Annotated in this window: 17 protein-coding genes; 9 read left to right on the plus strand and 8 right to left on the minus strand. The window is 60.7% G+C overall.

Annotation, left to right across the window (positions count from 1 at the left end; all coding sequences use genetic code 11):
• The 9 genes from murD (at window position 1) to lpxC (ending at window position 10,501) form a co-directional block, all read left to right on the plus strand.
• Window positions 1-1,347, plus strand: a complete 1,347-nt coding sequence (gene murD / locus BLU63_RS16130) for a UDP-N-acetylmuramoyl-L-alanine--D-glutamate ligase (protein WP_083375775.1) — start codon at window positions 1-3, stop codon at window positions 1,345-1,347.
• The gene (gene ftsW / locus BLU63_RS16135; protein ID WP_010458121.1) at window positions 1,344-2,561 is read left to right on the plus strand and encodes a putative lipid II flippase FtsW; all 1,218 of its coding nucleotides are present in this window, start codon (window positions 1,344-1,346) and stop codon (window positions 2,559-2,561) included. Before murD ends, ftsW begins: the two co-directional genes overlap by 4 nt.
• Complete coding sequence (gene murG / locus BLU63_RS16140) at window positions 2,551-3,621, plus strand: undecaprenyldiphospho-muramoylpentapeptide beta-N-acetylglucosaminyltransferase (protein ID WP_010458119.1); 1,071 nt, start codon at window positions 2,551-2,553, stop codon at window positions 3,619-3,621. The genes ftsW and murG overlap by 11 nt, the downstream gene beginning before the upstream one ends.
• Window positions 3,614-5,074 carry a UDP-N-acetylmuramate--L-alanine ligase gene (gene murC, locus BLU63_RS16145; protein ID WP_077748991.1) on the plus strand — a complete coding sequence of 487 codons (1,461 nt, stop codon included), beginning with the start codon at window positions 3,614-3,616 and terminating at the stop codon, window positions 5,072-5,074. The genes murG and murC overlap by 8 nt, the downstream gene beginning before the upstream one ends.
• Window positions 5,071-6,027 carry a D-alanine--D-alanine ligase gene (locus BLU63_RS16150; RefSeq protein WP_010458115.1) on the plus strand — a complete coding sequence of 319 codons (957 nt, stop codon included), beginning with the start codon at window positions 5,071-5,073 and terminating at the stop codon, window positions 6,025-6,027. Before murC ends, BLU63_RS16150 begins: the two co-directional genes overlap by 4 nt.
• Window positions 6,028-6,031: 4 nt before the next feature.
• Complete coding sequence (locus tag BLU63_RS16155) at window positions 6,032-6,901, plus strand: cell division protein FtsQ/DivIB (RefSeq protein WP_010458113.1); 870 nt, start codon at window positions 6,032-6,034, stop codon at window positions 6,899-6,901.
• A 15-nt stretch (window positions 6,902-6,916) separates the two neighbouring features.
• Window positions 6,917-8,176 carry a cell division protein FtsA gene (gene ftsA / locus BLU63_RS16160; RefSeq protein ID WP_008147519.1) on the plus strand — a complete coding sequence of 420 codons (1,260 nt, stop codon included), beginning with the start codon at window positions 6,917-6,919 and terminating at the stop codon, window positions 8,174-8,176.
• 107 nt (window positions 8,177-8,283) lie between these two features.
• Window positions 8,284-9,477, plus strand: a complete 1,194-nt coding sequence (gene ftsZ / locus BLU63_RS16165) for a cell division protein FtsZ (protein ID WP_007943486.1) — start codon at window positions 8,284-8,286, stop codon at window positions 9,475-9,477.
• A gap of 112 nt (window positions 9,478-9,589) precedes the next feature.
• Window positions 9,590-10,501, plus strand: a complete 912-nt coding sequence (lpxC, locus tag BLU63_RS16170) for a UDP-3-O-acyl-N-acetylglucosamine deacetylase (RefSeq protein ID WP_008147525.1) — start codon at window positions 9,590-9,592, stop codon at window positions 10,499-10,501.
• A 148-nt stretch (window positions 10,502-10,649) separates the two neighbouring features.
• Here the strand turns inward: lpxC and BLU63_RS16175 are convergent, their stop codons facing one another.
• The 8 genes from BLU63_RS16175 to BLU63_RS16215 all read right to left on the minus strand — a co-directional run bounded on the left by BLU63_RS16175 (window position 10,650) and on the right by BLU63_RS16215 (window position 21,529).
• Window positions 10,650-12,146: a sensor domain-containing diguanylate cyclase gene (locus BLU63_RS16175; RefSeq protein ID WP_077748989.1), complete on the minus strand. Its 1,497-nt coding sequence runs from the start codon at window positions 12,144-12,146 to the stop codon at window positions 10,650-10,652.
• Between the two features lie 148 nt (window positions 12,147-12,294).
• Complete coding sequence (locus BLU63_RS16180) at window positions 12,295-13,614, minus strand: OprD family porin (protein ID WP_083375776.1); 1,320 nt, start codon at window positions 13,612-13,614, stop codon at window positions 12,295-12,297.
• Between the two features lie 194 nt (window positions 13,615-13,808).
• Window positions 13,809-14,033, minus strand: coding sequence for a hypothetical protein (locus tag BLU63_RS33620; RefSeq protein ID WP_010458093.1), 225 nt, complete (start codon window positions 14,031-14,033; stop codon window positions 13,809-13,811).
• Between the two features lie 273 nt (window positions 14,034-14,306).
• Entirely contained in the window at window positions 14,307-15,671 is a 1,365-nt protein-coding gene (locus BLU63_RS16190) for a heavy metal sensor histidine kinase (RefSeq protein WP_077748987.1), read from the minus strand.
• Window positions 15,661-16,338 (minus strand): heavy metal response regulator transcription factor, encoded by a 678-nt coding sequence (locus BLU63_RS16195; protein ID WP_007916978.1) that lies wholly within the window; start codon window positions 16,336-16,338, stop codon window positions 15,661-15,663. Before BLU63_RS16195 ends, BLU63_RS16190 begins: the two co-directional genes overlap by 11 nt.
• A gap of 9 nt (window positions 16,339-16,347) precedes the next feature.
• Window positions 16,348-19,449 (minus strand): multidrug efflux RND transporter permease subunit, encoded by a 3,102-nt coding sequence (locus tag BLU63_RS16200; RefSeq protein WP_083375777.1) that lies wholly within the window; start codon window positions 19,447-19,449, stop codon window positions 16,348-16,350.
• Window positions 19,446-20,606, minus strand: a complete 1,161-nt coding sequence (locus BLU63_RS16205; RefSeq protein WP_083375778.1) for an efflux RND transporter periplasmic adaptor subunit — start codon at window positions 20,604-20,606, stop codon at window positions 19,446-19,448. The genes BLU63_RS16200 and BLU63_RS16205 overlap by 4 nt, the downstream gene beginning before the upstream one ends.
• A 461-nt stretch (window positions 20,607-21,067) precedes the next feature.
• Window positions 21,068-21,529: a hypothetical protein gene (locus tag BLU63_RS16215; protein ID WP_083375780.1), complete on the minus strand. Its 462-nt coding sequence runs from the start codon at window positions 21,527-21,529 to the stop codon at window positions 21,068-21,070.
• Between the last annotated feature and the right edge of the window lie 2 nt (window positions 21,530-21,531).

Raw genomic sequence — 21,531 nt, forward strand, 5'->3', positions numbered from 1 at the left:
GTGTCTCTGATCGCTTCTGACCACTTCCGCATCGTTGTCGGCCTCGGCAAGAGCGGCATGTCCCTGGTTCGCTTCCTGGCGAACCGGGGCACGTCGTTTGCTGTGGCCGATACGCGGGAAAATCCACCGGAACTGGCCACGCTCAAGCGTGACTATCCGCACGTGGAAGTGCGTTGTGGCGAGCTGGACGTCGAGTTCCTGTGCCGTGCCGACGAACTCTACGTGAGCCCCGGCCTGGCGCTGGCGACTCCGGCCCTGCAGGCTGCCGCCGCCCGTGGCGTGAAATTGTCCGGTGATATCGAGCTGTTCGCGCGTAACGCGAAGGCGCCGATTGTCGCCATCAGCGGCTCCAACGCGAAAAGCACTGTCACCACCCTGGTCGGCGAGATGGCGGTGGCGGCGGGCAAGCGTGTCGCTGTCGGTGGCAACCTCGGTACGCCGGCGCTGGATTTGCTCAGCGACGACGTCGAGTTGTACGTGATGGAGTTGTCGAGCTTCCAGCTCGAAACCACCGATCAACTCAACGCCGAAGTGGCGACCGTGCTCAACGTCAGTGAAGACCACATGGACCGCTACAGCGGTCTGCCGGCCTATCACCTGGCCAAGCACCGGATCTTCCGTGGCGCGAAACAGTTTGTGGTCAACCGTCAGGACGCCCTGAGCCGTCCGCTGATGGGCGAGGGCCAGCCTTGCTGGACCTTCGGTTTGAGCAAGCCCGATTTCAAGGCTTTCGGTATCCGCGAAGAAGACGGCGAGAAGTACCTGGCCTTCGAATTCCAGAACCTGATGCCGGTGCGCGAGTTGAAAATTCGTGGCGCCCACAACCAGTCCAACGCGTTGGCAGCATTGGCCCTGGGCCATGCCGTCGGCCTGCCGTTCGACGCCATGCTCTCGAGCCTGCGCACCTTCGCCGGGCTGGAACATCGTTGCCAGTGGGTTCGTGAGCTGGACGGCGTGAGCTATTACAACGATTCCAAAGCCACCAACGTCGGCGCCGCACTGGCGGCCATCGAAGGCCTGGGTGCGGACATCGACGGCAAACTCGTGCTGATCGCCGGTGGCGATGGCAAGGGTGCCGAGTTCAAGGATTTGCGTGACCCGGTGGCAGCCAATTGCCGCGCCGTGGTGCTGATGGGCCGAGACTCCGACTTGATCGGCCAGGCCATCGGCGATGCCGTGCCGCTGATTCGCGTCGGTTCGCTGGATGAAGCGGTTGCCCAATGCCGCGCCATCGCCGAACCGGGTGACGCCGTGCTGCTGTCGCCCGCCTGCGCCAGTTTCGACATGTTCAAGAATTACGAAGACCGTGGTCACCAGTTCGTCCGCGCCGTGGAGGATCTGGTATGAGCCTGATGAACATCATCAAGCCTTATCCGTCGCCGATCATCACCGGACGCGGGATCGACCTCGACTTCCCGATGCTCGCCGGTTGCCTGGCCTTGATCGGTCTCGGGCTGGTGATGATTGCCTCGGCGTCGACCGAAGTGGCGGCCGTGCAGTCGGGCAGTGCCCTGTACTACATGATTCGCCACTTGATCTACATCGTGCTGGGCCTGGGTGCCTGCGTCGTCACCATGATGATTCCGATCGCCACCTGGCAGCGCCTGGGCTGGCTGATGCTGCTCGGCGCATTCGGTTTGCTGGTGATGGTGATCATCCCGGGGATCGGCCGTGAAGTGAACGGTTCCATGCGCTGGATCGGTTTCAGTTTCTTCAACGTCCAGCCATCCGAGATCGCCAAGGTGTTCGTGGTGATCTACCTCGCCGGTTATCTGGTGCGTCGCCAGAAAGAAGTGCGGGAAAGCTGGATGGGCTTCTTCAAGCCGTTCATCGTGCTGCTGCCCATGGCCGGTCTGTTGCTGATGGAACCGGACTTCGGCGCCACCGTCGTGATGATGGGCGCGGCGGCGGCGATGCTGTTCCTCGGCGGGGTCGGACTGTTCCGTTTCTCCTTGATGGTGGTCCTGGCGGTCGGGGCAGTGGTGCTGTTGATTCAAGTTCAGCCGTATCGAATGGCGCGTCTGACCAACTTTGCCGATCCATGGGCCGACCAGTTCGGTGCCGGCTATCAGTTGTCGCAGGCGTTGATCGCGTTTGGTCGCGGCGAATGGCTGGGCGTTGGCCTGGGCAACAGCGTGCAGAAACAGTTCTACCTGCCGGAAGCCCACACCGACTTCGTGTTCTCAGTCCTTGCCGAAGAGCTGGGTGCCGTGGGTTCCTTGTGCACGGTGGCGTTGTTCGTCTTTGTTTGCGTGCGTGGCATGTACATCGGCTATTGGGCCGAGAAGGCCAAGCAATTCTTCGCCGCCTACATCGCTTATGGCCTGTCGTTCCTGTGGATCGGCCAGTTCCTGATCAACATCGGGGTGAACGTTGGCCTGTTGCCGACCAAAGGCCTGACCCTGCCGTTCCTCAGTTATGGCGGCAGTTCGTTGGTGATTTGCGGTGCCTGTCTCGGCTTGTTGTTGCGCATCGAGTGGGAGAGTCGAACCCACTTGGGCAGCGAAGAGATGGAGTTCCATGAGAGCGACTTCGCCGAGGAGCCGACCCATGGGCGCTAACGTCTTGATCATGGCGGGCGGTACCGGTGGCCACGTGTTCCCGGCGCTGGCGTGCGCCCGCGAATTCCAGGCCCGCGGTTACACCGTGCACTGGCTCGGAACCCCGCGCGGGATCGAGAACGACCTGGTGCCGATGGCCGGTATCGAGCTGCATCGGATCAACGCCACTGGTCTGCGCGGCAAGGGCAAGTTGTCCCTGCTCAAGGCGCCGTTCATGGTGCTCAAATCCGTCTGGCAGGCGCGGGCGATCATTCGTCAGCTGCGGCCAGTGTGTGTGGTCGGCTTCGGTGGTTATGTGACCGGCCCCGGTGGCGTTGCAGCCAAACTGGCCGGCGTGCCGGTGATCGTTCATGAACAGAACGCCGTGGCCGGTACCGCCAATCGGTTGCTGGTGCCGTTGGCCGCCCGAGTCTGTGAAGCGTTCCCCGACACCTTTACCCTGTCGGACAGCCGTCGGACCACCGGTAACCCGGTGCGCACCGAGCTGTTCCTCGAAACACAGCGCCCCGCCCTGGCGGGTCGCAAGGCGCGTTTGCTGATTCTGGGCGGAAGCCTGGGCGCAGAGCCGTTGAACAAGTTGCTGCCTGAAGCCCTGTCGCAAGTCGCCCCCGACCTGCGCCCGGAAGTGTTTCATCAGGCCGGCAAAAACCACGATGAAGTGACTGCAGAGCGCTATCGCGCGGCTGGCGTCGAGGCGCAAGTGCAGCCTTTCATCAAAGACATGGCCCAAGCCTATGGCTGGGCCGACCTGGTGGTGTGCCGCGCAGGCGCATTGACCATCAGTGAGCTGGCTGCCGCCGGTCTGCCCTCGATGCTGGTGCCATTGCCCCACGCGATCGACGATCACCAGACCCGCAACGCCGATTATTTGGCCCGTGAAGGCGCTGCCTTCCTGATGCCGCAAAGAACGACTGGCGCAGCGGATCTTGCCGCACGCCTGACAGAGGTCCTGATGCAACCACAACGACTCAACGACATGGCCACTGCGGCACGCCGCCTGGCCAAACCCGATGCCACCCGTAACGTGGTCGATACCTGCCTGGAGGTGGCCCATGGTTGAGAAACAGAAAGCCATGCCGCAACCGGAAATGCGCCGCATCCGTCGCATCCACTTCGTCGGCATCGGCGGCGTGGGCATGTGCGGCATCGCCGAAGTGTTGTTGAACCTGGGCTATGAAGTGTCCGGTTCCGACCTGAAAGCTTCGCCCGTCACCGAGCGTCTCGAGTCTTTTGGCGCGCACATCTTTATCGGTCACCGTGCTGAAAACGCCGCTGCCGCTGACGTGCTGGTGGTATCCAGCGCCGTGAACACGTCCAACCCGGAAGTCGCCACCGCGCTGGAACGTCGCATCCCTGTGGTGCCACGCGCAGAAATGCTGGCCGAGCTGATGCGCTATCGCCACGGCATCGCCGTCGCCGGTACGCACGGCAAAACCACCACCACCAGCCTGATCGCTTCGGTGTTCGCGGCCGGTGGCCTGGACCCCACGTTCGTCATCGGTGGCCGCCTGAATGCCGCGGGCACCAATGCCCAGCTTGGCACCAGCCGCTACCTGATCGCCGAAGCCGACGAAAGCGACGCCAGTTTCCTGCACTTGCAGCCGCTGGTGGCCGTGGTCACCAACATCGACGCCGACCACATGGCGACCTATGACGGTGACTTCAACAAACTGAAGAAAACCTTCGTCGAGTTCCTCCACAACCTGCCGTTCTACGGTCTGGCGGTGGTGTGCCTGGACGATCCGGTGGTGCGTGAAATCCTGCCGCTGGTGAAACGCCCGACGGTTACCTATGGCTTCGGCGATGACTGCGACGTGCGCGCCATCAATGTGCGCCAGCAAGGCATGCAGACTTTCTTTACCGTACTGCGCCCTGATCGCGAGCCGCTGGATGTCTCGGTGAACATGCCGGGTAACCACAACGTGCTGAACGCGCTGGCCACCATCTGCATCGCCACCGACGAGGGCGTCAGCGATGAAGCCATCGTCCAGGGCCTGTCCGGCTTCCAGGGTGTCGGTCGACGCTTCCAGGTCTACGGCGAACTGCCGGTCGATGGCGGCAACGTCATGCTGGTCGATGATTACGGTCACCACCCGACCGAAGTCGCGGCCGTGATCCAGGCCGTCCGCGGTGGCTGGCCGGAGCGCCGTCTGGTGATGGTTTACCAGCCGCACCGTTACAGTCGTACACGCGACCTGTACGACGATTTCGTCAATGTACTGGCCGATGCCAACGTCTTGCTGCTGATGGAAGTCTACCCGGCCGGTGAAGAACCGATTCCGGGCGCCGACAGCCGCAAGCTGTGCAACAGCATTCGTCAGCGCGGTCAGCTCGACCCGATCTACATCGAGCGCGGAGTCGACCTCGCGCCACTGGTCAAGCCGCTGCTGCGTGCCGGCGACATACTGCTGTGCCAGGGCGCCGGTGATATCGGTGGTCTCGCCCCGAAACTGTTGGCCAGTCCGCTATTTGCGGGTGCTGTTGCCGCGCCGACTGTGGGGAAGTTGAAATGACTGCTGCCTACGCCAACCTCGTCTCCACGGTCGCGCCGAAAGACTTCGGCCGCGTCGCCGTGCTGTTCGGCGGCAAGAGTGCCGAGCGTGAGGTGTCCCTGAAGTCGGGCAACGCGGTACTCGACGCGCTGCTGAGCGCCGGTGTGGATGCGTTCGGCCTCGATGTGGGCGATGACCTGCTGCAGCGTTTGCTGAACGAAAAGATCGACCGCGCCTTCGTCATCCTCCACGGTCGTGGCGGTGAAGACGGCAGCATGCAGGGCCTGCTCGAATGCCTGGGTATTCCCTACACCGGCAGCGGCATTTTGGCTTCGGCACTGGCCATGGACAAGCTGCGGACCAAACAGGTCTGGCACAGCCTCGGCATCCCGACGCCACGTCACGCGGTACTGAGCTCAGAGGCTGATTGTATTTCGGCAGCGACGGAACTGGGCTTCCCTTTGATCGTCAAACCGGCCCATGAAGGTTCAAGTATCGGGATGGCCAAAGTGACGTCCGCGTCGGAATTGATCGACGCCTGGAAAGCGGCCAGTACCTACGATTCGCAAGTGTTGGTCGAGCAATGGATTCAAGGTCCGGAGTTCACCATCGCCACCCTGCGTGACCAGGTGTTGCCACCGATTGCCCTGGGCACCACGCACAGCTTCTACGACTACGACGCCAAGTACGTGGCTTCCGATACTCAGTACCGGATCCCGTGTGGCCTGGACAGCACCAAGGAAAAAGAATTGATGGACCTCACGGCGAAAGCCTGTGAGGCGCTGGGTATCGCCGGTTGGGGCAGGGCAGACGTGATGCAGGACGCCGACGGTCAGTTCTGGTTCCTCGAAGTCAACACCGCACCGGGCATGACCGATCACAGCCTGGTGCCGATGGCGGCCCGTGCCGCCGGTCTGGATTTCCAGCAACTGGTTCTGGCGATTCTGGCCGCAAGTATCGAGGCGCGGGGTTAAGACCATGCAAGGCGCACAGCTGAGACATCAGCCCCCTCCAGCACCCGGCCGCAAGCCGGTGCCACGGGGTGCGAGCCGAATGGTGGCCAAAGAGCCGATGTCTGCGCGCCTGCCGAAAGCCAATTTTGGTTTTCTGAAAAGCCTGTTCTGGCCGGTGATGTTGGTTGCGCTGGGGTTCGGCACTTACGAAGGCGCGCAGCGTTTGCTGCCCTACGCCGACCGGCCGATCACCAAAGTCGCTGTGCAGGGTGACTTGAGTTACATCAGCCAGCAGGCGGTGCAGCAGCGAATCGCCCCTTATGTGGCGTCGAGCTTCTTCACCATCGATCTTGCGAGCATGCGCACCGAACTTGAAACGATGCCATGGATTGCCCACGCCGAAGTGCGTCGGGTGTGGCCGGATCAAGTAGTGATCCGCCTGGAAGAACAACTGCCGATAGCCCGTTGGGGCGATGAATCGCTGTTGAACAACCAGGGCCAGGCGTTCACCCCGCGTGAGCTGGCCAATTACGAACATTTGCCACAGCTGTTCGGCCCACAACGGGCGCAACAGCAAGTGATGCAGCAATACCAGGTGCTGAGCCAGATGCTCAGGCCGATGGGCTTCTCGATTGCACGCCTGGAGTTGCGTGAACGAGGCAGCTGGTTCCTGACCACCGGCGCCGGCAGCGCGGGCCCGGGGATCGAACTGCTGCTGGGACGCGGCAAGCTGGTGGAAAAGATGCGCCGCTTCATTGCCATCTACGACAAGACGCTTAAAGAACAGATTACGAACATTGCGCGCATCGATCTGCGCTACGCCAACGGCCTTGCTGTTGGCTGGCGGGAACCTGTAGCGCCCACGACAGCCCAACCCGCTGTCGCGAAGAATTAAGAAGAGGCAGGACCCATGGCAAACGTGCAAAGCGGCAAAATGATCGTCGGTCTCGATATCGGCACCTCCAAGGTGGTGGCGCTGGTCGGCGAGGTCTCGGACGACGGCACGCTCGAAATCGTCGGGATCGGCACTCATCCGTCCCGTGGCCTGAAGAAAGGCGTGGTGGTGAACATCGAGTCCACCGTGCAATCGATCCAGCGCGCGATCGAAGAAGCGCAGCTGATGGCCGGTTGCCGGATTCACTCGGCGTTCGTCGGCGTGGCCGGCAATCACATCCGCAGCCTGAACTCCCACGGCATCGTGGCGATTCGTGATCGCGAAGTCAGCTCCGCCGACCTTGAGCGTGTCCTCGACGCCGCCCAGGCCGTGGCGATCCCGGCTGACCAGCGCGTACTGCACACCTTGCCGCAGGATTACGTGATCGATAACCAGGAAGGCGTTCGTGAGCCGCTGGGCATGTCGGGCGTGCGTCTGGAAGCCAAGGTCCATGTGGTGACCTGCGCCGTCAACGCCGCACAGAACATTGAAAAATGCGTGCGTCGCTGCGGTCTGGAAATCGACGACATCATTCTCGAGCAACTGGCGTCGGCCTATTCGGTCCTGACCGACGACGAGAAAGAGCTGGGCGTGTGCCTGGTGGACATCGGCGGCGGCACCACCGACATCGCGATCTTCACCGAAGGCGCGATCCGTCACACCGCGGTGATCCCGATTGCGGGCGACCAGGTGACCAACGACATCGCCATGGCGTTGCGCACCCCGACCCAGTACGCCGAAGAAATCAAGATTCGCTACGCCTGCGCCCTGGCCAAGCTGGCCGGTGCCGGTGAAACCATCAAGGTGCCAAGTGTTGGCGACCGTCCACCGCGCGAGCTGTCCCGCCAGGCCCTGGCCGAAGTGGTCGAGCCGCGTTACGACGAACTGTTCACGCTGATCCAGGCCGAACTGCGCCGCAGTGGCTACGAAGACCTGATCCCGGCCGGCATCGTGCTGACCGGCGGTACCTCGAAAATGGAAGGCGCGGTCGAACTGGCCGAAGAGATCTTCCACATGCCGGTCCGCCTGGGCGTGCCCCACGGCGTTAAGGGCCTGGACGACGTGGTCCGCAACCCGATTTATTCCACCGGCGTAGGCCTGTTGATGTACGGCCTGCAGAAGCAGTCCGACGGGATTTCGTTCTCGGGCATCAGCAGCCGCGACAGCTACAGCAATGAAGAACCGAAAGCCGCCTTGCTCGATCGCATCAAGAGCTGGGTACAAGGCAACTTCTGACGAAGCAGATTCAAGCGGCAAGCTACAAGCCGCAAGAGCAAGCAGTAAAAGCGACAAGCAGTAAAAGCAGTAGGCGAAAAAACTAGAGAACGTAAAGGAGAGGGAAAATGTTCGAACTCGTAGACAACATCCCCGCAAGCCCGGTTATTAAAGTTATCGGTGTTGGCGGAGGCGGCGGCAACGCCGTCAACCACATGGTCAAGAGCAACATTGAAGGCGTTGAATTCATCTGCGCCAACACTGATGCCCAGGCGCTGAAATCCATCGGCGCGCGGACCATCCTGCAATTGGGTACGGGCGTTACCAAAGGTCTGGGCGCCGGTGCCAACCCTGAAGTAGGTCGTCAGGCCGCTCTCGAAGACCGTGAGCGCATTGCCGAAGTCCTGCAGGGCACCAATATGGTGTTCATCACCACCGGCATGGGCGGTGGTACCGGTACCGGTGCTGCGCCGATCATTGCTGAAGTGGCCAAGGAAATGGGGATTCTCACCGTTGCGGTGGTGACTCGTCCGTTCCCGTTCGAAGGCCGCAAGCGTATGCAGATCGCCGACGAAGGTATTCGTCTGCTGTCTGAAAGCGTCGACTCGTTGATCACCATTCCCAACGAGAAGCTGCTGACCATCCTCGGTAAAGACGCCAGCCTGCTGTCGGCTTTCGCCAAGGCCGACGATGTACTGGCCGGTGCCGTTCGCGGTATCTCCGACATCATCAAGCGTCCGGGCATGATCAACGTCGACTTTGCCGACGTACGGACTGTAATGAGCGAAATGGGCATGGCGATGATGGGCACTGGCTGTGCCAGCGGTCCGAACCGTGCACGTGAGGCCACTGAAGCGGCCATTCGCAACCCGTTGCTCGAAGACGTGAACCTGCAAGGTGCACGCGGCATCCTGGTGAACATCACCGCCGGTCCTGACCTGTCCCTGGGTGAGTACTCCGACGTGGGTAGCATCATCGAAGCCTTCGCTTCCGAGCACGCGATGGTCAAGGTCGGTACCGTTATCGATCCGGACATGCGCGACGAACTGCACGTGACTGTGGTTGCCACCGGTCTGGGCGCAAAGATCGAGAAGCCTGTGAAGGTCATCGACAACACCGTTCACACCTCCATGGCCTCCCAGCCGCAACAATCGGCGCCCGCTCGTCAGGAACAACCGGCGGTAAATTACCGTGACCTGGACCGTCCGACCGTCATGCGCAACCAGGCTCAGGCCGGTGCTGCGACTGCCGCGAAGATGAATCCGCAAGATGATCTGGATTACCTGGACATCCCGGCTTTCCTGCGTCGTCAGGCTGATTGATGGAATGTATCAGGGCTATGAAGGTGATTGGTGTTCAGCAAAGGTCTGGTCTGCTATTATCGCCAGCCTTTGTTGATACCAGTTCGCAATTTGCGCTGAAGCGGCCCAAGCCATGATTAAACAACGCACACTGAAAAATATTATCCGTGCTACAGGTGTAGGCCTGCACTCCGGGGAGAAGGTTTACCTGACCCTCAAGCCTGCACCTATCGACACCGGCATTGTGTTTGTTCGTGCCGACCTCGACCCTGTGGTGCAGATTCCTGCCCGCGCGGAAAACGTTGGTGAAACCACGATGTCGACCACATTGGTCAGTGGCGACACCAAAGTGGATACGGTGGAGCACTTGCTCTCGGCCATGGCTGGCCTGGGCATCGATAACGCCTACGTCGAGCTCTCCGCGTCCGAAGTCCCGATCATGGATGGTAGCGCTGGACCTTTCGTATTCCTGATTCAATCGGCCGGCCTGGAAGAACAGGACGCACCGAAGAAGTTCATCCGGATCCTGCGGGAAGTGACAGTGGAAGACGGCGACAAGCGCGCCACTTTCGTCCCTTTCGAAGGCTTCAAGGTGAGTTTCGAGATCGATTTCGATCACCCGGTTTTCCGTAACCGCACACAAAGTGCAAGCGTGGATTTTTCCAGCACTTCGTTCGTAAAAGAAGTCAGCCGCGCCCGTACCTTTGGTTTCATGAGTGACATTGAGTACTTGCGCAAGCACAACCTCGCACTCGGCGGCAGCGTTGAAAACGCTATTGTGGTCGACGCGGATGGTGTACTGAACGAAGACGGCCTTCGCTATGAAGACGAATTCGTGAAGCACAAGATCCTCGATGCAATTGGTGACCTCTACCTGCTGGGCAATAGCCTGATTGGTGAGTTCAAGGGCTTCAAGTCCGGACATGCATTGAACAACCAGCTGCTGCGCAAGTTGATTGAGCAGACAGATGCTTGGGAAGTCGTGACTTTCGAAGACGCCAGCACTGCACCGATCTCTTACATGCGTCCCGTAGCGGCCGTGTAAGTCAAAAACCTCTCTAGTTTTTAAAGGCTGCCTTCGGGTGGCCTTTTTTTATGCCCGCGGGAAAGAGGTAGACCGAGCGCCATTGTAGGCGCGGGCGGTGCGGCGATCCGACGTGCCCGCAAAGAGGCCAGTAGCGACACCGCAGATTTCAAGCCGTGTCGACCACCCGATTCCGTCCGTTTTCCTTGGCCTGATACAACGCCTTGTCCGCCGCAAACAGCAAACTCTCCAGGCTGATATCCGTCGCTGTCGTCCAGGTGCTGATCCCGATACTGACAGTCATCGGCCCATCAGCTCCCTCAACCAGCGGCAACTGCTCAACGGCCTTGCGGATATTTTCGGCAATCTGCCGCGCACCGGCGCTATCGGTTTCCGCCAGGATCACCGAAAACTCCTCGCCGCCATAACGGGCAGCCAGGTCCGCCGGTCGTCGCACGTGGGCGCTGATAACGTTGGCCAGCGAGCGCAGCGCTTCGTCGCCGGCCTGATGGCCATGGCGGTCGTTGAACGCTTTGAAATGGTCGGCATCAATCATCATCAGTGACAAAGGCATGCCGGAACGTTGAGCGCGAAACCATTCATGGCGCAGGGCCTGATCCAGCGTTCGGCGGTTGGCCAGCCCCGTCAACGCATCGGTGGCGGCCAGTTGCGCCAGTTCGTGTTCGGCATTGTGACGCCGGCGCAATTCCCGGCGCAGCACCCACGTCAGCCACAGCAGGCTCACGCACAAGGCAGCGGTTGCAGAGCTGACCACCACTGCAGTGCGTTTCCAGGCCGAAAAGACTTCATCACTGGACAGTGCAACGATGACGATCAACGGCAAATTTCCGACCTTGGAAAAGGTGTACAGGCGTTTGTCACGGTATAGATCGGACATGCTGGTGAAGCTGCCGTTGCCTTCTTTGACGATGCGCTGGAAATTGGGGCGGTTACTGAAATCCTTGCCGATCAGCTCTTCGGCCAGGCGTGGTTGCTGGGCCAGGAGAATCCCGTTCTTGCTGATCAGATTGACCGTGCTGTCGCGGCCGATGCTCAAACTGTTGAACAACTGATCGAAGTAACTCAAGCGCATGGCGGCTTCGGCAACCCCCAGAAACTCACCCTGGGAGCCGCTCACCCGTCGACTGAAACTGATACGCCAATCGTGTTCGGCCGACCTGGCCCGGAAGGGCGGGCTGATGAACATGCCCGGGGCCGGGTTGTTCACGTGCGACTGGAAGTATTCGCGATCAGCGTAGTTGCCTTGCCTGGGTTCCACCGACGCCGAGTCGGCGATCACGTCGCCCTTGTTGTCGAGCAACAAAATGTCGCCCTTGTACGGCGCGGCGGTGGCGCGGTCGAAATAGGCCAGATGGCGAATGGTGGGAGAAACGCTCTTGAGATCTTCTCGCCGGGAGGCGGCGATCAAACCCAGCAGGGAAATATCATAGAGTTCGACATTGCGCAGCACATCGGCGTCGATCAATTGCACGATGTTGTTGGCGGCGCGAGCGGCGGACAACTCGGCGTTGGCGCGTTCACGGATCAGCAGGAAGGTCACAATGCTGAATATCGCAATCACCAACAGCACACTGCCGAGAGTCAGAAGTTGCTCCGATCGTGTCGAGCTGATCGGATGTTGAGATTTCTCATTGCTCACACTCATGGTTCTGACTTCTGCAAATAAGGCGTTATAAAAGTTTTTTACAAGAATCGGGCAGAGTTCCAGAAACCGGTCGCGTCCAGAGCGCTTGTATAAATGCCGGATAAAAAAAAGGCCAGCAAAAAAATGCTGGCCTTTTGCTTAGTGAAGCTTAGAAGACATTGAGCGGGTAGTCGACGATCACCCGGTATTCATCGGTGTCCTGATCCAGCGCGCCATAGCCATTGCCACCGCGGTTGGTGGCCCATTGCATGCGCACCGCCAGATCCTTGGCCTTGCCGCCCTGGATCACGTACTTGAGATCGATGTCGCGCTCCCAGTGCCTGGCGTTTTTGCCGTCGGCGCTGTACCACGAGGCGTAGCCGCGGCTGTCCGGATCGACTTTGGTCAGGTCCAGTTCGCCTCGGGAGTAGGACAGCGCCGAGGTCAGGCCGGGCAGGCCGAGACCGGCAAAGTCGTAGGCGTACTTGAGTTTCCACGAGCGCTCGTTCGGGCCGTTGAAGTCAGAATACTGCTGGGAGTTGTCGAGGAAGACGCTGTCGCCCTGGCTGATGTAGTCGAACGGCGTGTTGCCGTTGACTCGCTGATACGCCGCCGTAACGCTGTGAAAGCCCACGCCGACGGTGAAATGCAGGCTGTAGGCGTTGTTGTCGATGTGACCCAGCAGCGCATCGCCGGTGTCTTGCGTGTGATAGAAATGCAGGCCCGGGTTGAGGCTGACCAGGTCGTTCAGCGCGTAGGTGTAATCCAGGTCGTAGTAGTACTGGTTCCAGATGTCCTTGAGTTCGGAGGCGTACAGGCTGCTGGTCAACCCCGGCAGACCGCTCCACGCCACACCGGCCCAGTTCAGGTGCTGACTGTCGTCACCGTCTGCCAGGCTGCCGTAGGAGGTGCCGATGCGGGTGTGACCGCTCTGGTTGTACGGCTTGGTGAAGCTCGCCTGGCCACCTTCGATCAGGAAGCCGTCGAAGCTGTGGTTGGTCAGGCTGACCCCACGAAAGGTCTGCGGCAACATGCGGGTTTCGCCGCCGGCAATCACCGGGTTGGCGAGGAACAGGTCGCCGGCCTTCAACTCGGTATCAAAAGCACGCATTTTGAGCGTGCCACCCGCCGTTGAGAACGACCCAGGCGCTTTGCCGTTGCCATCGCTGATCGGCAGGATGCTCGAGCCATCCGTGCCGCCACCGCCGTCGAGCTTGAGCCCCAGCATGGCGTGGGCATCAACGCCGAACCCGACGGTGCCCTGGGTGAAGCCCGATTCAAAGAGACCGAGGAAACCCTGACCCCACTCGATGTTGTCGTCCGTCTGCTGCAGGCGGTTGCGGTTCATGTAGTAGTTACGGACATTAAGGTTGAGGCTCGAACCTTCGACAAAACCTTCCTGACTGGATTCGTCGGCGGCGTAGGCGGCGGGGGTCATCGTTGCAGCGATTGCAATGAACAGCGGGTTGAAACGGAGAGGGAAACGCACTTGCGGTAAAGCTCCTTGGTCAACTAAACACTTCATGCTCTTGAAGTGAAAAATGTTTCTTGTCAGTGAAGACGAACTGGACGGCGTTTAAACCACAACGAAAAAAAGCCGCTGATAGCAGCGGCTTTGAAGACAACTTTTCAAAGGGAAGAGCCGATGAAAAGTGTCGAGGGAAAAGGAGCAAATGAGTCGGATCAGCTGTCTTTCTCAACCCGTGGTTGGCTTGAAGACATTGATGCTTGAGGGGTTTGCGCAGCCTCTTTAGCCTTGGCTGTCATTTCGCCCTGATGCTCTTCATACGAAGCGGCGCGTGCGGCATTGTGCGCGACGAAGGCCGGCGATTCTTCAGCCACGGCGAACGGAGACAGGAACAAAGAGGACAAAACGAAAGCGCTGGCAATACCCATAGTGTTGGACATCTTTAAAACCTTCTTGCTTGGCAAGTGCTGTTTGGTGCGGCAAAGATAAGGGGGATTGGACAGGGGAAAAAGAGCGGATTCATGAAAGGACTGTTGCGCTAAAAGCAACAGTAGCCGGCAGCGGGAAATGGCTTTTGTGGTGAGGGAGCTTGCTCGCGCTCGACTGCGCAGCAGTCGCAAACACCCCCCCGATTTTCCTGAGGAACCTGAGTGGCTGATTTGGGGCTGCTACGCAGCCCAGCGCGAGCAAGCTCGCTCGCCACAGGGAAGGGTCTAGACCGGGAGGTGGATGCCGAAGGTGTTCATGCCGTGATCACTGCGCACAAACACATCACCGCCATGCATCAGCGCAATCGCCTTGACGATCGCCAACCCCAGCCCATGGTTATTCCCGCTGTTGCTGCGCGATGCGTCGACGCGATAAAAACGCTCGAACAATCGAGGCAAATGCTCGCTGGCAATCGGCGACCCGGGGTTGGCCACGCCGATGCTCACCTGGTGCTCCTCGACCTCGATCCGCACCTCAATCACCTGCCCGGGCCCGGTGTGTTGCACCGCGTTACTCAGCAAATTGATCAGCGCCCGGCGCAGATGCGCAATCTCGATCCGCACCTGCGCATCTCCACTGACCTGCACCTGAACCTGCGCATCCTCAAGAATGAAATCCAGGTATTCCAGAGTCGTGGCCACTTCGTCGGCCAGCGAGGTGGAAGTCAGTTTGGTCGCCTTGCTGCCCTGATCCGCGCTGGCAAGAAATAGCATGTCATTGATGATCGAACGCAGCCGTTCCAGCTCTTCGAGGTTCGATTGCAGCACTTCGAAGTAGTGTTCCGCCGAGCGTCCACGGGTCAGCGCGACCTGGGTCTGGCCGATCAGGTTGGTCAGCGGCGAGCGCAGTTCGTGGGCGACGTCGGCGTTGAACGACTCAAGCCGCGAATAGGCCTGCTCGACCCGCTCCAGTGTGGAGTTGAACGAATTGACGAACTGATTGAGCTCCGGCGGCAGCGGCGATAAGCGCAAACGCCCGGAACGCAACGGCGGTGCCAGGCGTTGGGCTTCCTGCGACAACTTGATCAAGGGTTTGAGGCCAATTCGCGCCACCCAATAACCCAGCGCCGAGGCCAGCAACACGCCAATAATTGCCAGGCTGATCAGCGCGATCAGCAGATGATGCTGGGTCTGGAAAAACGTCTCGGTGTCGATACCGATCATGAAACGCAGCGGCGGCCGTTGATCCTTGGCCGGGAACTGGCTGACCAGCACTTTCAGCGGATAAGGCTGGTCCGGCAACGTCATGTCGCGCATCCCCAGGGGCCCTTCGGCAAAGGCGCGGATCTGCGGTGTCAGGTTGCCGTATTCGTAATGAGGGTCGCCGCTGATGATCCAGAAACTGATGCGCTTGTCTTCTTCGCCGAGCAACTTGAGCTTGTTGTTGATCTTCACCCAATGCTCCGGCGTGCCATATCGCCCGACGGTGGATTCGAGCACGCTGTAACGCGCGTCCAGCTCCGCCTCGGGCAGCAAACCCAGGCCTTTGTCGACCTGCTGGTACAAGGCCCAGCCGATCAACAGGAACACCAGCAGCGCCACCAGCGTGAACATCCCGCTCAGGCGCAGGGCAATCGAATTACTGGACACCGCGGCTCTCCAGCACATAACCCATGCCCCGGATCGTGTGCAGCAGTTTTTCGTCGAACGGCCCGTCGAGCTTGGCCCGCAGGCGTTTGATCGCGACTTCTACGACGTTCGCGTCGCTGTCGAAATTGATGTCCCAGACCATCTCGGCAATCGCCGTTTTCGAGAGGATTTCACCTTGCCGACGGGCCAAAACGCTGAGCAGCGAGAACTCCTTGGCGGTCAGGTCCAGGCGGGTGCCGGCGCGGGTGGCCTTGCGGCTGATCAAATCGATCCACAGGTCGGCGATGCTCACTTGCACGGGTTCGTGGCCGCCGCTGCGCCGGGTCAGCGCTTGCAGGCGCGCCACCAGTTCGAGGAAGGAAAACGGCTTGCCGAGGTAATCGTCGGCCCCGTCGCGCAAGCCTTTGATGCGGTCTTCGACCCGCTCGCGGGCGGTGAGCATGATCACCGGGGTTTGCTTGCGCGCACGCAGCGCGCGCAATACGCCGAAGCCGTCGAGGCCCGGCAGCATGACGTCGAGGACGATCACCGCGTAGTCGCTTTCCAGCGCCAGGTGCAGGCCTTCGACGCCGTCGCGCGCCAAGTCCACGGTGTAACCCTGTTCCGTCAGGCCGCGGTGCAGATAGTCCGCGGTTTTTTCTTCGTCTTCGATAATCAGAACGCGCATGACCCCGCCTCAGTCTGTGGTTGCCAGCGCCGGCATCGGTGCGGGTTTGGGCTTATGGAAAAGCCGCTCAAGCCACAAGTATATGACCGGAGTGGTAAACAGCGTCAGCGCCTGGCTCACCAGCAAGCCGCCGACCACCGCGATGCCCAATGGCTGGCGCAGTTCGGCGCCGGTGCCGTAGCCGAGCATCAACGGCAGGGCGCCGAGCAGGGCGGCGAGGGTGGTCATGATGATCGGCCGGAACCGCGTGATACAGGCCTGGTAAATCGCCTCTTCCGGCGGCAAGCCACGATTGCGCTGGGCATCGAGAGCGAAGTCGATCATCAGGATGCCGTTTTTCTTGACGATGCCGATCAGCAACACCAGCCCGATCAGCGCCATGATCGAAAAGTCCTGGCCGCAGATCCACAGCATTATCACGGCGCCAAGCCCCGCCGATGGCAGCGTTGAAATAATGGTCAACGGATGGACGAAGCTCTCGTAGAGCACGCCGAGAATGATATACACCGCCACCAGCGCCGCCAGGATCAACCACGGCTGGCTGGCCAGCGAACTCTGGAACGCTTGCGCCGCGCCCTGGAAGTTGCCGCTCATGGCGGCCGGCATGCCGATGTCGGCCTTGGCCTGATTGAGCATGATCACCGCATCGCCCAACGCCACGCCGGGCGCCAGGTTGAACGACAAGTTGGCGGCCGGGAACATGCCGTCGTGAGCAATAGACAACGGGCCAACCGTTGGCGCATCGAATGTCGCCAGGGCCGACAACGGCACCATTTCCCCGCTCAGCGGCGAGCGCAGGTAGAAATAATTGAGGCTTGCGGCCTTGCCGCGTTGCTGGGTGTCCAGTTCCAGGATCACGTTGTACTGGTTGATCTGGGTCTGGAATTCATTGATCTGCCGTTGGCCGAACGCATCGTACAGCGCTTCATCGACATCACTGGCGGTCAGGCCGAAACGCGCGGCGGCGCTGCGGTCAATGCTGATGTGGGTGATGCTGCCGCCCAGTTGCAGGTCGTTGGAAATGTCGCGGAACGCCGGGTTGGCGCGCAGTTTTTCGGTCAGGCGTTGGGTCCAGGTGCTGAGCGTTGCGCCGTCGTTGCTCTTGAGCACGTATTGATACTGGGCGCGACTCGGGCCGGAGCTGAGGTTGATGTCCTGGCCGGCGCGCAGATAGAGCACGATGCCCGGGACTTTCATCAGTTTCGGACGGATCCGGTCGATGAACTGGCTGGCCGAGACGTCGCGGTCGCCGCGTTTTTTCAGGGAAATCCAGAAGCGGCCATTGGCGATGGTCTGGTTACTGCCCGAGACCCCGACCGAGTGGGAAAACGCCGCAACCGCTGGGTCTGCGGCGACGATTTCGGCCATCGCCAGGTGTTTTTTCACCATGTCGCCGTAGGAAATATCGGCGGCGGCTTCGGTGGTGCCGAGGACAAAACCGGTGTCCTGCACCGGGAAGAACCCCTTGGGAATAAAGATGTAACCGGCCACCGCCAGGCCCAGTGACAGAAAGAAAACCCCGATCATCAGTCTCTGGTGGGCGAGGGCACGGCGCAGCAGTTTTTCATAACCTGTCAGCAAGCGTTCGCCAAACGTGGGTTTGCTGTGGGCGTGATGCACCGGGGCGCGCATGAACAGCGCGGCCAGGGTCGGCGCCAGCGTCAGCGACACCACCACCGAAATCATGATGGTCGAAGTCGCGGTCAGGGCGAATTCCTTGAACAGCCGCCCGACCACGCCACCCATGAACAGCAACGGAATGAACGCCGCCACCAGCGAGAAGCTGATCGAAACCACGGTAAAACCGATCTCGCCGGCACCCTTGATCGCCGCCTCGCGCATGCCGTCGCCGGCTTCCAGGTGGCGGTGAATGTTCTCCACCACCACAATCGCATCGTCGACCACAAACCCCACGGCCACCACGATTGCCACCAGCGTCAGGTTGTTCAGGCTGAAACCCATGATGTACATCAGGGCGAAACTGGCGACCAGCGACACGCCCAGTACGGCGGACACAATCAGGGTCGCCGACCATTGGCGCAGGAACAGCGCCATCACCGCCACCACCAGCATGATCGCGATCAGCAGGGTAATTTCCACTTCATGCAGGGAGGCGCGGATGGTCTGGGTGCGGTCGACCAGCACCTTGACCTGCACCGAGGCCGGCAGCATGGCTTCGAGGCCGGGCAGGGCGGCCTGGATGCGATCAACGGTTTCGACGATGTTGGCGCCCGGCTGCCGGGAAATCACCAGGTTCACCCCGGGTTGATCACCGGCCCACGCCTGAACGTAGGCATTTTCCGAACCGTTGACGACTTTAGCGACATCCTTGAGGTGAACCGGGGCACCGTCCTTGTAGGAAACGATGAGCTGGTTGTATTCCTCGGGGTGGAACAATTGGTCGTTGGTCGACAGTGTCGAGATACTCGACTCACCGTACAACGCACCTTTGGCCAGGTTGAGGCTGGTTTGCTGGATCGCCAGCCGAATGTCCGCCAGGGTCAGGCCGATGGCCGCGAGTTTGTCGGCCGAGACTTGAACACGGATTGCCGGACGTTGCTGGCCGGTGATGTTGATTTGGCCTACGCCGTCGATCTGACTGATCTGACGCGAGAGCAGGGTTTCCACCAAGTCACTGAGTTCGGTGCCGGGCATCAAGGTTGAGTTGATGCTGAGAATCAGCACCGGGCTGTCGGCCGGGTTGACCTTGCGCCACGTCGGCAGGTTCGGCATGTCCTTGGGCAGCTTGCCGGCGGCGGTGTTGATTGCGGCCTGCACTTCCTGGGCGGCGGTGTCGATGCTTTTGTCGAGGGTGAATTGCAGGGTCAGGTTGGTCGAGCCCAAGGCGCTGCTCGAGGTCATCTGGGTCACGCCGGGGATGGCGCTGAACTGCACTTCAAGCGGCGTGGCCACCGACGACGCCATGGTTTCGGGGCTGGCGCCGGGCAATTGTGCGGCGACTTGAATGGTCGGGAATTCGGCTTCCGGCAGCGGCGCAATCGGCAGGCGCGGGAAGGCGATGACGCCGAGCAACACCAGGGCAAAGGTCAGCAGGATCGTCGCCACCGGATGATCGATGCACCAGGCTGAGACAGAACCGTGGCCCTTCATGGCTTCGACTCCGATTGCACCACTTGCGGCGGCTCGGTCATTACCTGCACGGTCGAGCCGGGTTTGAGCCGCGACTGGCCGTCGCTGACCAGCACGTCACCCGGTTTTACGCCTTTGATGATGTCCTGGCCGCTGCCTTGGTAGACCATTTGTACGGTGACGGTTTCGACCTTGTCGCCGTTGACGCGGTACACGAAATGTTGATCGAGGCCACGCTGTACGACAGTGGGCGGGACCACCAGCGCATCTTTATCCAGGGCTGTCTGAATTTTTACCGTCACCAGCAGGCCAGGCCAGAGCTTCTGCCCGGGATTGGTGAATTCCGCCTTGGCGCGGATGGTCCCGGTGTTGGCGTTGATCTGGTTGTCGATCAGGGTCAGGTGGCCTTCGCCCAGCAGGTTGCCGGTTTCGCCGTCGGTGTCGGCGCCGATATAGGCCTTCACTTGTGCGCGCTCGGGGTCGCCGATCAGGCCTTGCAGGGTAGGCAGCATTTGTTGCGGCAGGGAAAACTCGACGGCGATCGGGTCAATCTGGGTCACGGTGAACAGGCCCAGGGTGTCGGTCATGCGCAGGAAGTTGCCTTCGTCCACCGTGCGAATACCGACGCGGCCGGTGACCGGGGAGCGAATCTGGGTGTAGGAAAGCTGCACCTGAGCGGCGTCGATTGACGCTTGATTGCCTTGGGCGGTGGCTTTGAGCTGGTTGACCAGGGCTTGTTGCTGGTCGTAGGTCTGCTTGGATACGCCGTCATCGACGCTGAGCAGTTTGTAGCGCTTGAGGTTGACCAGCGCGACTTGCAGTTGCGCCTGGCTTTCGCCGAGTTGTGCCCGAGCCTGGTCGAGGCTGGCGCGGATCGAGCGGTCGTCGATGGTGGCGAGCAGGTCGCCTTGTTTCACCAATTGGCCTTCTTTGACCAGGATTTTGGTGAGGATGCCGTCGATTTGCGGGCGGACTACGACGCTGTGCAGGGACAGGACCGAGCCGATGCCGGTGACGTAGCGGGGGACGTCTTTTTCGGTGACGCTGATGACTCGAACCGGGATCGCTGTGGGCGCGGCGAGTTTGGCGGTGGCGGGTTTGGTGGCGTACCACGCGCCACTCGCTGCCAGGGCGATCAGCAGGCCTGCGATCAAGGCGGTTTTTTTCTGGGTTCGCATGCGAGTGGGGGCGCCGGGCTAGGTGGTCGGGAGTCGGGTCGGGTTTATACCTTCCTTTATAAACCTGTTCGGCGGTCAGGAAGGTGACTGCTAACTGACGGCGCTGTCAGTTTGGGCTTGGCGGCCTGGTAGCCGACCATGCTCCTGTTGATGGTGTACATATCCATTCCTGCGGTAACGGCTGCTGGCGGTTTCGCTCTTACAGCGAGTCCCTTTTGCAAACGCCCAAAAGGAACCAAAACGCTTCGCCCCAGCGTCCGGCCCCTCGCCTGGGCTCGGCGTTCCTTCGCTCCGGCATTCATCTGGGGGCATCGCCTCCGGTCGGCTTCGCTTCGACCTCCTCTCGATGTGTGCGGCTTCGCCGCACGGCGCTACGCGCCCACCCCCAGATGAACGCCTCCACTCAGCCTCCCGAAGGGGCGGGCAGATCAAGATCAAAAGCAGGCGAGCTAACGCTCGGCCTAATGAGTGGTGAAAAGCGAAGCGTGTACACCGAACCCCTTGTAGGAGCGAGGCTTGCCCGCGAAGGCGGCCTGCCAGCCGACCAATTTCTTGCAGACGTGCATCGTTCCACTGTAGGAGCGAGGCTTGCCCGCGAAGGCGGCCTGCCAGCCGACCAATATTTTGCAGGTACTCCCATTCCACTGTAGGAGCGAGGCTTGCCCGCGAAGGCGGCCTAACAGCCGACCAATCACTTGCAGATGTAGATCATTCCCTGTGGGAGCTGGCCTGCCAGCGAAGGCGGCCTGCCAGCCGACCAATTTCTTGCGGACGTGCATCGTTCCACTGTAGGAGCGAGGCTTGCCCGCGAAGGCGGCCTGCCAGCCGACCAATTTCTTGCAGACGTGCATCGTTCCACTGTAGGAGCGAGGCTTGCCCGCGAAGGCGACCTGCCAGCCGACCAATTTCTTGCAGACGTGCATCG

Origin of the sequence: Pseudomonas mandelii (assembly GCF_900106065.1) — a bacterium.
Lineage (GTDB): Bacteria > Pseudomonadota > Gammaproteobacteria > Pseudomonadales > Pseudomonadaceae > Aquipseudomonas > Aquipseudomonas mandelii.

Coding starts and splice junctions, on each gene's coding strand:
- murG (WP_010458119.1), top strand. CDS start 2,551: ATGGGCGCTAACGTCTTGATCATGGCGGGCGGTACCGGTGGCCACGTG.
- murC (WP_077748991.1), top strand. CDS start 3,614: ATGGTTGAGAAACAGAAAGCCATGCCGCAACCGGAAATGCGCCGCATC.
- BLU63_RS16215 (WP_083375780.1), bottom strand. CDS start 21,529: ATGCACGTCTGCAAGAAATTGGTCGGCTGGCAGGTCGCCTTCGCGGGC.
- ftsA (WP_008147519.1), top strand. CDS start 6,917: ATGGCAAACGTGCAAAGCGGCAAAATGATCGTCGGTCTCGATATCGGC.
- BLU63_RS16205 (WP_083375778.1), bottom strand. CDS start 20,606: ATGCGAACCCAGAAAAAAACCGCCTTGATCGCAGGCCTGCTGATCGCC.
- BLU63_RS16200 (WP_083375777.1), bottom strand. CDS start 19,449: ATGAAGGGCCACGGTTCTGTCTCAGCCTGGTGCATCGATCATCCGGTG.
- lpxC (WP_008147525.1), top strand. CDS start 9,590: ATGATTAAACAACGCACACTGAAAAATATTATCCGTGCTACAGGTGTA.
- BLU63_RS16195 (WP_007916978.1), bottom strand. CDS start 16,338: ATGCGCGTTCTGATTATCGAAGACGAAGAAAAAACCGCGGACTATCTG.
- ftsZ (WP_007943486.1), top strand. CDS start 8,284: ATGTTCGAACTCGTAGACAACATCCCCGCAAGCCCGGTTATTAAAGTT.
- BLU63_RS16175 (WP_077748989.1), bottom strand. CDS start 12,146: ATGAGTGTGAGCAATGAGAAATCTCAACATCCGATCAGCTCGACACGA.
- BLU63_RS33620 (WP_010458093.1), bottom strand. CDS start 14,033: ATGTCCAACACTATGGGTATTGCCAGCGCTTTCGTTTTGTCCTCTTTG.
- BLU63_RS16150 (WP_010458115.1), top strand. CDS start 5,071: ATGACTGCTGCCTACGCCAACCTCGTCTCCACGGTCGCGCCGAAAGAC.
- ftsW (WP_010458121.1), top strand. CDS start 1,344: ATGAGCCTGATGAACATCATCAAGCCTTATCCGTCGCCGATCATCACC.
- BLU63_RS16155 (WP_010458113.1), top strand. CDS start 6,032: ATGCAAGGCGCACAGCTGAGACATCAGCCCCCTCCAGCACCCGGCCGC.